General features: G+C 39.0%; 12 protein-coding genes. 5 read left to right on the top strand and 7 right to left on the bottom strand.

Annotated features, from left to right (window positions below):
* Positions 1-76 precede the first annotated feature (76 nt).
* Positions 77-490 (bottom strand): Lrp/AsnC family transcriptional regulator, encoded by a 414-nt coding sequence (locus KTH84_RS10910; RefSeq protein WP_042895737.1) that lies wholly within the window; start codon positions 488-490, stop codon positions 77-79.
* A gap of 105 nt (positions 491-595) precedes the next feature.
* On the opposite strand from KTH84_RS10910, the gene KTH84_RS10905 reads away from it, so the two are divergent.
* Positions 596-1,138, top strand: a complete 543-nt coding sequence (locus KTH84_RS10905; protein WP_042895740.1) for a cysteine hydrolase family protein — start codon at positions 596-598, stop codon at positions 1,136-1,138.
* Positions 1,139-1,174: 36 nt separating this feature from the next.
* Here the strand turns inward: KTH84_RS10905 and acs are convergent, their stop codons facing one another.
* Positions 1,175-3,124, bottom strand: coding sequence for an acetate--CoA ligase (gene acs / locus KTH84_RS10900; RefSeq protein ID WP_133971276.1), 1,950 nt, complete (start codon positions 3,122-3,124; stop codon positions 1,175-1,177).
* A 294-nt stretch (positions 3,125-3,418) separates the two neighbouring features.
* Here acs and KTH84_RS10895 point away from each other — a divergent pair, with 294 nt between their 5' ends.
* Positions 3,419-3,994 (top strand): DUF805 domain-containing protein, encoded by a 576-nt coding sequence (locus KTH84_RS10895; RefSeq protein WP_133971273.1) that lies wholly within the window; start codon positions 3,419-3,421, stop codon positions 3,992-3,994.
* A gap of 114 nt (positions 3,995-4,108) precedes the next feature.
* A complete protein-coding gene (locus KTH84_RS10890) occupies positions 4,109-5,089 on the top strand; it encodes a mechanosensitive ion channel family protein (RefSeq protein ID WP_262473118.1) in 981 nt (326 codons plus the stop codon).
* Here KTH84_RS10890 and KTH84_RS10885 read toward each other — a convergent pair.
* The 5 genes from KTH84_RS10885 to prfB all read right to left on the bottom strand — a co-directional run bounded on the left by KTH84_RS10885 (position 5,069) and on the right by prfB (position 9,944).
* Positions 5,069-5,776 (bottom strand): 16S rRNA (uracil(1498)-N(3))-methyltransferase, encoded by a 708-nt coding sequence (locus KTH84_RS10885; protein WP_262473117.1) that lies wholly within the window; start codon positions 5,774-5,776, stop codon positions 5,069-5,071. The two genes, KTH84_RS10890 and KTH84_RS10885, sit on opposite strands and share 21 nt — an antisense overlap.
* Positions 5,773-7,065, bottom strand: coding sequence for a 3-deoxy-D-manno-octulosonic acid transferase (locus KTH84_RS10880; protein ID WP_262473116.1), 1,293 nt, complete (start codon positions 7,063-7,065; stop codon positions 5,773-5,775). The genes KTH84_RS10885 and KTH84_RS10880 overlap by 4 nt, the downstream gene beginning before the upstream one ends.
* Before the next feature lie 171 nt (positions 7,066-7,236).
* Positions 7,237-8,295 (bottom strand): alkene reductase, encoded by a 1,059-nt coding sequence (locus KTH84_RS10875; protein WP_262473115.1) that lies wholly within the window; start codon positions 8,293-8,295, stop codon positions 7,237-7,239.
* 28 nt (positions 8,296-8,323) lie between these two features.
* Positions 8,324-8,626: an ArsR/SmtB family transcription factor gene (locus KTH84_RS10870; protein ID WP_133971263.1), complete on the bottom strand. Its 303-nt coding sequence runs from the start codon at positions 8,624-8,626 to the stop codon at positions 8,324-8,326.
* 222 nt (positions 8,627-8,848) lie between these two features.
* A protein-coding gene (gene prfB, locus KTH84_RS10865; RefSeq protein ID WP_133971261.1) for a peptide chain release factor 2 occupies positions 8,849-9,944 on the bottom strand; the annotation gives its coding sequence in 2 pieces (ribosomal slippage) (positions 8,849-9,871 and positions 9,873-9,944; 1,095 coding nt in all).
* 207 nt (positions 9,945-10,151) lie between these two features.
* On the opposite strand from prfB, the gene KTH84_RS10860 reads away from it, so the two are divergent.
* Both KTH84_RS10860 and KTH84_RS10855 read left to right on the top strand, forming a co-directional pair.
* Positions 10,152-11,009, top strand: coding sequence for a putative porin (locus KTH84_RS10860; protein WP_262473114.1), 858 nt, complete (start codon positions 10,152-10,154; stop codon positions 11,007-11,009).
* A 335-nt stretch (positions 11,010-11,344) separates the two neighbouring features.
* Positions 11,345-12,112, top strand: a complete 768-nt coding sequence (locus tag KTH84_RS10855; protein WP_042895761.1) for a putative porin — start codon at positions 11,345-11,347, stop codon at positions 12,110-12,112.
* Positions 12,113-12,134: the final 22 nt, after the last annotated feature.

The following is a 12,134-nucleotide window of genomic DNA, read 5'->3' as shown; positions in this document are numbered from 1 at the left end:
GCGCAAGACAATAAAAACAATAAATTAAAAATAAAGACTTATTGGCTCCAAGACTCGGCTGGGAGCCTTTATTTTTTTAAGATTTCTCAACTTCTCGAATGACTGTTTCAACCGAATAGCGACACCATTTTGAAAGTTTCTCAATAAATTCATTTAATGCTGCGGGTTCGAAATGGCTGACGATCATATAACACGCGTTTCCCATGACTTTAAAGCATTCATCTATTTGTTCATATTGCTTGACTAAATTTTCAATTTCTTCAAATGCGCGTTGTTCATTTAAATGCAAATGAATAAATTGTTTATGGTTGTATTGAACGGCAATGGTGTAATTTTTAATGACACCTGCATCCATCAACTGAGCAATTCTGGCTCCTACTGCCTGTCCTGTCCGGTGGACACGTTGCCCAATTTCTTTATTTGTCAGACGGGAATCTTGTTTGAGCAATGCAATAATTTTTAGATCAATCGGGTCTAATTCAATATTCATTTTTCATGGCGAAAGAAAACTGGCGGTAATGCTTTCATCTGACTATAGCCGATTTTGCCAGTAGAGAATAACCTTGTTTTATCTCATATGAACAAGAGTGATCTCATGAAACAAGCATTGATAATTATCGACGTACAAAATGATTATTTTAAAAATGGCAAAATGGAATTGGTACAACCTGATCAAGCCTTAGAAAAAATAAAGCAGCTCGAACAATATTTTAGCGAGAAAAATCTCCCAATCATTTATGTGCAACATATTAGCCCACCACAGGCCAGCTTCTTTCAAGAAAATACCGACGGTGTTTTGCTTCACTCTGAACTCAATGCTGGCAGTGATTCATTGATCGTGATAAAGCATTATCCAAATAGTTTTTTAGAAACCAATTTAGATGAACTTTTAAAAGCACATCAAATTGAGCAACTTGTTATTACAGGCATGATGACACATATTTGTATTGATTCAGGAACCCGAGCTGCAAAAGAACGTGGCTATGAACCTATATTAATTGGCGATGCAACAGCTACCCGCGATTTAACCTTCAACGGTAAAATCGTGAAAGCTGAAGACGTACAAAATGCCTTTTTAGCTGCATTAAGCATGTTTGCTGATGTACAAAGCACAGCAGAGTTTTTAGAAAAACATTAAAAAATAAAAAGCCCCAAACGGGGCTTTTTTTAAATTTTACTTTTGCTTATCTGGATAGACCGTTGCAATTAACTGATCTACCACAGCTGGCTCAGCCAAGGTTGAAGTATCTCCCAAACTATCTAACTCATTTGCCGCGATTTTTCTTAAAATACGGCGCATGATTTTTCCAGAACGCGTTTTAGGTAATGCTGGTGCCCAGTGTAGTGCATCTGGCGAAGCCACTGGTCCAAGCACTTTACGTACCCAGTTAATTAACTCTTTACGCAACTCTTCTGACTCAGGTACACCAGCCTGCAAAGTCACGAAAGTACAAATACCCTGTCCTTTAATCTCGTGTGGCATTCCCACCACCGCAGCTTCTGCTACTGATTCATGCGATACCAAAGCACTTTCAATTTCAGCCGTACCCAGACGGTGACCTGAAACGTTTAAGACATCATCTACGCGGCCCGTAATCCAGTAATAGCCATCTTCATCACGGCGGGCGCCATCACCTGTAAAATAAGTATTTTTAAAGGTCGAGAAGTAAGCCTCAATAAAGCGATCTGGGTCACCCCAAATGGTACGCATCTGGCCCGGCCATGAATCTTTAATAACTAAATTACCTTCTACCGCCCCTTCTAGCTCATTACCTTCACCATCTACAATGGCAGGTTGAATACCAAATAACGGACGTGTTGCCGAACCGGGTTTTAGCGCGGTTGCACCTGGTAACGGTGCAATTAAAATACCACCTGTCTCAGTTTGCCACCACGTATCAACAATTGGACAGCGGCCTTCACCGACCACGTTGTAGTACCAGTTCCAAGCTTCAGGGTTAATAGGCTCACCGACCGAACCGAGTAAACGCAAGCTGCTACGGTTACTTTCACGCACAAACGAATCACCTTCTCGCATCATGGCGCGAATCGCGGTTGGAGCCGTATATAAAATAGAGACTTTGTGCTTGTCGACCACATGACCAAGACGTGCCCATGTTGGGTATTGAGGCACGCCCTCAAACATTAAAGTCGTGGTGCCATTTGCCAGCGGTCCATAGAGGAGATAACTATGTCCTGTAATCCAGCCTACATCAGCCGTACACCAGTACACATCATCTTGTTTTAAATCAAATACCTCTTTAAAGGTACTTGTCACATAAACCAGATAACCGCCAGTGGTATGCAAGACCCCTTTTGGTTTACCTGTTGAACCAGAAGTATAGAGAATAAATAATGGATCTTCTGCCTTCATTGGCTCTGGCGGACAGTTCGCATCAACTTCCATGATAACGAGGTGATACCACAAATCACGGCCCGGTTTCATTTCAATTGGGTTCGCATTACGATAAACCACAATCACATTTTCAACGCATTCAGTGCCGGGTAACGCTAAAGCCAAATCAACATTTTCTTTGAGTGGTAACAACTTACCCGCACGTAGACTCGAGTCTGCTGTAATCACAAGTTTAGCTTGGCTATCTTCAATACGACTTGCTAAAGAGTCTGGTGAGAAACCACCAAATACCACACAGTGAACCGCGCCAATACGGGCACAGGCTAACATGGCAATTGCAGCTTCAGTGACCATTGGCATATAGAGCACAACACGGTCACCCTTACCAATGCCATATTTCTTTAAAACGTTAGCAAAGCGGCAGACTTCATCGTGTAATTCTTTATAAGAAACGATTTTATGGCGAGAAGGATGGTCACCTTCCCAAATAATTGCAGGTTTATGTGGATGTTCTTTAAGATGCCTGTCTAGGCAATTTGCTGACACGTTCAACTCACCATCGGCAAACCATTCAATTTTGAAATTGTCTTTGTCAAAACTCGTATTTTTAACTTGGGTAAATGGCTTTATCCAATCGACAATTTTAGCTTGCTCTGCCCAGAACTCATCTGGACTCTCGATAGAGTGTTGATAACGTTTAAAGTAGTCTGCTTCAACAGTACGAGCTGTTTTTTTAAATTCCTCTGGTACTGGATAGATCTCATTCATACGCAACTTCCTTGATCTTGTGCATCCCATCTCGAGACTGTGGCTATTATTTTACTGGATCTTATTTGCATGCCTTTGCAGTATGATGACTCTTTCAAAGTCCAAACAATGCGACTTTGGTCATATATCAACCACTTACTCAAGCATACGAAATTGTGAACATTTTTATAAAATTAAGTTGATTTAAAACATTTGTCTATAGCTTTTACTTTTATAATTTTTTCAAGATTTGATGGTTTTGATCATCAACAAAGATTATTTTGTCTCTCATATCGAGCACAGGAATAAAATAATATGTTTGCCCAAACAACCTCTTCACGCCCACCCCAGCTCCCTTTTAAAGATAGTCCTTTTTCAATTCATGGTCGCTTTAATCGTATGAGCTATTTAGGTGGATATGGACTAATTTATTTAGTCACCCTTGTAGGTTATCTTATTTTGGCCTCATTTTTTGGAAGTTTTCAGCTTTCAAGTAATCTGTTTAATTTTGAATTTTATAGTTCTCTTTCTGGCCTCAGTGCTTTAGTGGTCTGGGCTTTTTCGGTCTTCTTGATTTATTTAAATATTGTTCTCGTTGTTCGACGTCTGCATGATTTAAATAAGAGTGGCTGGATGGGATTACTGTTATTCATTCCAGTTATTCAGTTCTTCTTTATGATTTATTTACTGCTTGCCTCAGGTACAGCAGGTACCAATCAGTATGGTCCTGTTCGACCATCAACGTTTATAGAAAAACTTATGGCTTGGCTTATTTTAGTGGCTATTTTAATTAGCCTCATTTCAACAGCAGGAATTTTTTACTATTTCTCAGGGACCGATACTCTAGAAACACCGTCACAAATCTTACAAAAAGGAACGGAATACTTTTAATTAAAAAACACTTTATTATTCAGATGAACTCATTATAGTAGGCGCACATTTTATCTCCTACTATAATGAAAGCCGATCATCGCTTTCATAAACTTTTTTTAATAGAGACTTATCGTGGCTGATGAACAAAAATCCTTAACGGATGTCGCAAAAAATACAGGCGAACTTTTGCAAGAGGCTGGGACTAAAACCACTCAAACGGTTTTGGCCCATACTGAAAAGTATCATGATGCCTATACCACAATTGATAAAATTGTGGATAGCTTCTGGGAACGTGTGCCTTATATTTGTATTGCAATCATCGTCTTTGTTATTTTTTGGCTACTCACCAAATTATTTAAATTCTTTGTTCGTAAAACCTTAGAAAACCGATCTTATACTCGTCAAAATCTGGTTCTGGTATTGAACCGCGTAGGTAGTACAGCAATTTTATTTTTTGGTTTCTTAATTGCATTAGTCATCATGATTCCAGGGTTTACTCCAGGCCAATTAATGAGCGCATTAGGGATTGGTTCGGTCGCAATTGGTTTCGCATTTAAGGATATTTTCCAAAATCTACTTTCAGGTATTTTAATTTTACTAAGTGAGCCGTTCCGTATTGGCGACTCAATCGTGGTGAATTCACTTGAAGGAACTGTTGAAGATATTCAGATTCGTGCAACATTCTTACGTTCGCCAGATGGACGTCGCATTGTCATTCCAAACGCAACTGTTTATACGAGTGCTTTAACTGTAAATACTGCTTATCAACAACGACGCTGCGAGTTTGTGGTCGGAATTGGATATGACGATGATGAACAAAAGGCCAAACAGATTATTTTAGATATTCTTAATAATGACCGAAATGTACTTAGTCAGCCAGCCTTCTCTGTTAACGTCACAGCTTTAGCAGATTTCTCGGTTAACCTAACTGTACGCTGGTGGGTTGATACTACTGAGACTGATATGTCTTCATCAACGAGTACCATTCAAGCTCAAGTAAAACAAGCTTTTAATGCGAACGATATTAATATCCCTTACCCAATTCAGGAATTAAAAATGGCCGCAAATCAGCCACTATTGAACCCTGAAGCATCAACTAAAGAGACGACCTAAAATATAAGAAATAGACGTTTCAGTTCTTAAAATACGGTTGCCTAAGCTCACAGCTTGGCAGCCGTATTTTGTGAGCAAATCAACCTCATAAGGGATAAAACCACCTTCGGGTCCGACCACAATACTACAAGCATGGCTAATATTGGTTGGCATGCTCTGCTCAGCATAAGGATGAGCCACATAGGCAGGCATTTCTTTTGAAATTAAGCTCGGCAAAACATCTTCAACAAAAGGCTTAAAGCGTTTATAAATTTGAATTTCAGGCACTATCGTGTCCCCTGCTTGCTCAAGCCCCAAAGTCACATAGTTGTCGATTTGCTGCAAAAATGGAGTCTGCCAATAGCTTTTATCGACCCGATAACTATGAATCAGACTAATTTTTTCAACACCTAAAGTCACACTATCCATCATTAAACGGCGTAAAACTTTAGGTCTCGGCAAAGCCAAAATTAAATGAACAGGAAGTTTTGTAGGTACTATTTCTTCGCAAACTGGGCGTACATCTACCTTTTGTTCTGTGATTGAAACAATTTCAGTGACATATCGCGCACCATTTCGAATCCCAACCTTAAGCTGATCTCCAACCGCAATATCAAGGTGTTCACGTAAATGCTGTAATTGGCGTTTTGAGTGAATTAACCACGTGTCTGATTGAACATCTTCTGGTTCTAATAAAACGATATTCATGATTTTTCGGCTAGATATCTGTTAATTATCCCAATATGTTTTTGCAAAGAACCTTTATTGCGATGTAAAACTTTATGCGCTTGCTCTACCACTTGCTGAGCGTCATCAGGTTCAGCTAAGCAAGCCATCCAGATTGCTACAACTTGCTCAGCATCTTGAGCAATCAGCACACCATTTTCATCAATGAATTCATCAACAATCGTTTGGAAATTAAAATAACGTGGTCCAATGACTGTCGGCACATTTAAAACCATAGGCTCTAAAATATTGTGCCCACCACCTGGCTCATTAAGCGATCCCCCCACAAAGCACACCTGACTTAAGGCATACCATAACCAAAGCTCCCCCATACTATCAGCTAAATAAACCTGCGTACTTGCATGAATGCCATGATTCATACTTCTACGATGAGTCACTAAATCTAAGTTTTGGCAAATTTCAAATACTTCATCAAACCGTTCAGGATGACGTGGCACCACAATACAAACTAAATCTGGATCTGACTTTAAATAAGACTGAAGTGCCTGCAAAATTTGCTGTTCTTCGGGTGCATGTGTACTGGCAATTGTCAGAACTTTACGTTGCCCCAAATACCATTGCTGGCGTAATTGTGCTGCCTGATTTACAAATGTTTCTGGGGCGTGAATATCAAATTTAATATTTCCAACCACCTGACTTTTTTGTTGATCTAAACCAAGTTCCACATAGCGTTGTCGAGTCGCAGCATCTTGTGCCAAGACCCAATCAAGGTTTTTGAGCATTCCTGCCGTTAGCCCCGCAACTCGCCCATATCCTTTAGCCGATTTTTCCGACAAGCGTGCATTTAATAATAAACAAGGCACATGCTGTTGCTTGGCCTGATCAATTAAATTTGGCCAAAGTTCTGTTTCAACTAATGCTAACAATCGAGGCTGATATAATTCAAAAAACTCTTTCACCGAATGCTTCTGGTCCACTGGTAAATAGACCGCTTGGAATAAGTCTAGATAAGGTGGTTTTAAAAATAATGATTTGGCACGGGCCTGCCCTGTTTTAGTGGTATTGGTGACTAAAACAGGCTGCCCAAGTTTAAGATAATGTTCTATTAATGGCTGCGCAGCATTTGTTTCTCCGACCGAAACGGCATGGAACCAAATCGCTCGCACATTTTTAGGAGATTCAAACGGTCCAAATCTTTCTAGACATTCCTGATCATACAATTGCTGGTTTTCTGCACGTTTTTTTATTCGCCAGCGATAAAAAGGTTTTAATAAATGAAGTGCGGTGTTGTACCAAAATGGGGTCGCCAAGCGGTTTGCCTCAAATAATCAAAGTTTAAAAACTGGGGAAAATATAACATAGATAAAAAAAATGGCAGAGCTTCTATACTGAAACTCTACCATTTATAAGAAAAGCTATTTACTGAGCTCATAAACTAACAAGATCAGCAATTAGTAAATCTTTAAATATTTAATACTATTTTATGAAGCTTCCAACGCTGGATAATCTGTGTAACCTTCCGCACCTTTAGCATATAAAGTAGTAGGTTGAAGCTCATTTAAAGGTAAGTTTTGCTCTAAACGCTGCAACAGGTCCGGATTTGCAATATAAGCTTTACCAAAAGATACAGCGTCAGCCTCACCATCACGCAAGATACGTTTTGCAGATTCTGGAGTTAGGTTTTCGTTGGCAATCCATACACCATTAAATTTTTCACGAAGTTGAGGACTAATACTGTCAGCAGCTTCATATTCACGAGAGAAAATGAAAGCAATATTACGTTCATTTAGTTTTTCAACAACATAACCAAACGTTGCTAATGGATTTTCATCACCCATATCGTGTGAATCACCACGCGGTGCAATATGTACACCTACTCGGCCAGCGCCCCACACTTCAATAAACGCATCAATCACTTCTAATAATAAACGAGCGCGATTTTCAATCGGACCACCGTACTCATCATTACGTTGGTTGGTATTGCTTTGAAGGAACTGGTCAATTAAATAACCATTAGCGGCATGTAACTCAACGCCATCAAAACCAGCAACCTTAGCCAATTCTGCTGAATGTTTATATTGAGCAACGACCTCTTTAATTTCTTCAATTGAAAGTGCACGCGGCTTCACATATGGACGTTTAGGGCGTAACAAACTCACTTCACCAGCAGGCTGAATCGCACTCGGCGCAACAGGTGTATCACCTTCTAAAAGTTCAGGATGCGAAATACGTCCCACATGCCAAAGTTGAGCTACAATTTTCGAACCTTGAGCATGAACTGCCTCAATAATCTTATTCCAAGCCTGTGCTTGCTCTTGTGACCATAACCCTGGAGTTTCTGCATAACCCACAGTTTTTGAACCAATCACTGTTGCTTCAGTCAGAATCAGACCAGCATTTGCACGTTGTTGATAATATTCCACCATTAAATCGTTAGGTACTCGACTTTCACCACTACGCGCACGTGTTAGTGGAGCCATAACTAGTCGATTTTTAATTTCAAAATCACCAACCGTTAAAGGAGTATTGAGTTCAGCCATAATCGCCTCGACTTACACTTTAGTATAGTTAAAGTGTTTGTTTTAAATGTTCGATATATTGCTGAATCAAAGCTTCGTTACGTGAAAAATAAGACCATTGACCATATTTTTGGACCTGAATAAGCCCCGCCTGCTGTAACACAGACAAATGATTAGACATTGTAGACTGAGCTACTTCACCCAAACGTTCAATATGACCTGCGCAAACACCCTTCTCAAAACTACCGCCACATTCTTCTACAGGTAAATAATGTTCAGGTTCTTTTAACCATTGCAAAATTTGCCTGCGCAGAGGATTGGAAAGGGCTTTGCTAATTGCATCAATATCCATAGGCTCAACACGTCTTTTTAAACGAACAAAGCTTTGTTCAGCATTTCAAAAACATCATATCGCATTTTTTCGATATTCATATCTATTTTTTTCGATATTGATATCGTATTTTTTCGATTAACATTTAAGTACTGAACTGCTTTGCCGTTTTAATCGCTAAAAATCCAAGAGTCCTACATATTCATAGATGAACTGTATTTAAACTAAAAGTTCATCAGACTCTTATAAACCTTGTTTTAAACTCGCCTCAATAAAGCGGTCAAGGTCACCATCAAGAACAGCACCCGTATTAGAGTTTTCAACACCCGTACGTAAATCTTTAATACGTGAATCATCTAATACATACGAACGAATCTGGCTTCCCCAACCAATATCAGACTTCGAGTCTTCTAGAGCTTGAGCTGCTTCATTACGTTTTTGCATTTCCAATTCATACAACTTCGCACGTAACTGTTTCCATGCATGGTCACGGTTAGCATGTTGTGAACGCTGGTTCTGACATGCCACCACAATACCTGTTGGCATGTGAGTTAAACGAACTGCCGAATCAGTTTTGTTAATGTGCTGACCACCCGCACCCGATGCACGGTAAGTATCGGTACGAACATCAGACGGATTGATATCAATTTCAATATTGTCGTCAACTTCCGGTGAAATAAATACCGCAGAGAATGAGGTATGACGGCGGTTACCGCTATCAAATGGTGATTTACGAACTAGACGATGTACACCTGATTCGGTACGTAACCAACCATAGGCATATTCACCTTCAACACGAATCGTTGCAGACTTAATACCAGCCACATCACCGTCAGATACTTCCATAAGTTCTGCTTTAAAACCGTGACGTTCAATCCAGCGCATATACATACGTAATAGCATTGAAGCCCAATCTTGCGCCTCTGTACCACCTGAACCCGATTGAATCTCGACATAGCAAGGATTCGGGTCCATTGGATTACTAAACATACGACGGAATTCAAGTTTAGCCAGTTCATCTTCGGCAGCACCAAGCTCAGACTGAACGTCTTCAAGCAGGCTTTCATCATCGGCTTCTACGGCCAAATCTAGCATTGCTTTTGCATCTTCAAGCTGTGTTGCTAAACCGTCTAACACATTAATGACATTTTCAAGCTCGCCCTTTTCTTTGGCCATAGCCTGAGCACGACTTTGATCGCTCCAGATTGCAGGGTCTTCTAACTCACGTAAAACTTCTTCTAAACGTTCTTTCTTTAGATCGTAGTCAAAGATACCCCCGTAGTGTTTGGCTACGATCAGTTAAGTCTTTCAATTGGTTTAGATAAGGATTAATTTCCACGCGAGTGTTCCCATAAAAGCAGATAAACAGTCGATTATTTTAGCATAGCTTGTCATTCCCAAACAAAAGGACTAAAACTTATTGATTTTTATCACTCTAAAAAAGATAAGTAGATATAATATTATTGATTAATATCATAAAAATATATTAAAATTAACAACTTAAAATCTTAATAACTTTATAACATTCATTACTAGAGTTTTTCTCATGAAAAAATCAAATATTTTATTCGCAATCCTTACCGCCACATGTGCTTTCAATGCAAATGCCTATCAAACTGAAGTAGGTACTATGTACGAATTTACAGATATGGATGGGGGAGAAAATAATAGCTTCGGTATTAACGGCAAATATTATTTTAATCCAGTTGAAACAAAAACATATCCTTTAGCAGAAGCTGCATTTCTAAATAAATCTTCAAATATTGGACTAGGCTATGCATATAGCAAACTAGAAGATGATGAAGATTCTGGAAAACTCGAATTTAGTTCTGTAGGTATTACTGGTGAATACTTTATTCCAAATACCTCGCTCTATTTATCAGGAGCATTTAACCGTACAAAAAGAGAAGCCACTGCAAATGATTTCGGTTCAGCTGATGATAACGGTAATGGCTATGCTGTAGAGGTCGGTTTCCTACCAACAGATGGATTATTATTGGCTGCTGGTGTAACGGATTTATCTGAAAGTTTCGATCCAATACAAGCAGCTAAATATGGCTTTATTACTTCGTTGTCAAATGCCGCAGCCGTAACTGGTGAAGATGAAGATACAGTCGTAACTCTACGTGCCAAGTATGTTACTCAAATTTCTGGTTTTTATACTAATTTTGAAGGACAAACTTATATTGGGGATGAAACCACTTATCGTTTAGGTGCAGATCTTTATCTTGATCCAACTTTAAGTATTGGAGCATCTTTTGCAGATTCAACAGCAGAAGATTCAGATACAATTTTTAGTCTTCGTGCACAAAAATTCTTTACACCACAATTAGCAGTAGGCTTAACTTATACGACTGTTGAGGATGCTGATTCTTTTGGTATTAATGGAACATTCCGTTTCTAATTCATAAGAATTTATTAATTAAAGATATAAACGCTTGGATAGATTTATCTGAGCGTTCTTCATTTCATTTTAAGATTAATTGGTAACATCCTCATACAAAATCGGGTACTTTTACAGCATTTTTTATGATCTACACAAAACATCCTCAATTTTAATAAAATAAAACATTCTATTTTTATAATTTAAAATCAATTATTTAAGTTAAATATGTTTACAAAAAAAGCACATAGTTACAGTATGGTTACTTGTCTAAGATTGACGATCAAGCATTTTCCTCTAGACTAAAAGTTGTAACAAAACATTTATAAAATCGCTTTTTAGAGGGGAGAGATTCCATGAAAAAACTAGCAATTGCATCAGCTCTTTTATCTGCACTGGCAGTAAGTGGCGCAGCAAACGCTTACCAAGCTGAAGTTGGTGGTTCTTACAATTATCTTGATCCAGATGACGGCAGCAGTGTAAGCAAATTTGGTGTTGACGGGACTTATTACTTTAATCCTGTTCAAACTCGTAACGCTCCACTTGCTGAAGCAGCTTTCTTAAGCCGTGCAAGTAATGTTAACGCTCTTATCAACTATGGCGATAACAGCGGTACAAAAGACACTCAGTATGGCGTAGGCGTTGAATACTATGTTCCTAATTCAGATTTCTACGTTAGCGGTGATGTAGGCCGAAATGAACGTGAAATCGACAACACGAATATTGATAGTAAAGTTACAACTTATGCTGCTGAAGTAGGTTATTTACCAGCTCCTGGTTTATTACTTGCTCTAGGTGTTAAAGGCTACGACGAAAAAGACGGTAAAGACGGCGCTGATCCAACAGTTCGTGCTAAATACGTTACTCAAGTAGGTCAACATGACGTAAACCTTGAAGCATTCGGTGCGTTTGGTGACCTAGACGAATATAAAGTTCGTGGTGACTACTACATCGACAAAACTTTCAGTGTAGGTGCTGACTACTACAACAATGACTTAACTGATAAAGATGAATTTGGTATCAATGCTAAAAAATTCTTAAATCAACAAGTAAGTCTTGAAGGTCGTATTGGTTTCGGTGACAACGACAACACTTATGGTGTTCGTGCAGGATACCGCTTCTAATATCACTTAAAAGCACATATAA

The sequence above is a fragment of the Acinetobacter sp. WU_MDCI_Abxb74 genome, from assembly GCF_025513915.1.
Lineage (GTDB): Bacteria > Pseudomonadota > Gammaproteobacteria > Pseudomonadales > Moraxellaceae > Acinetobacter > Acinetobacter calcoaceticus_C.
This window is presented reverse-complemented; position numbering and strand designations above follow the sequence as displayed.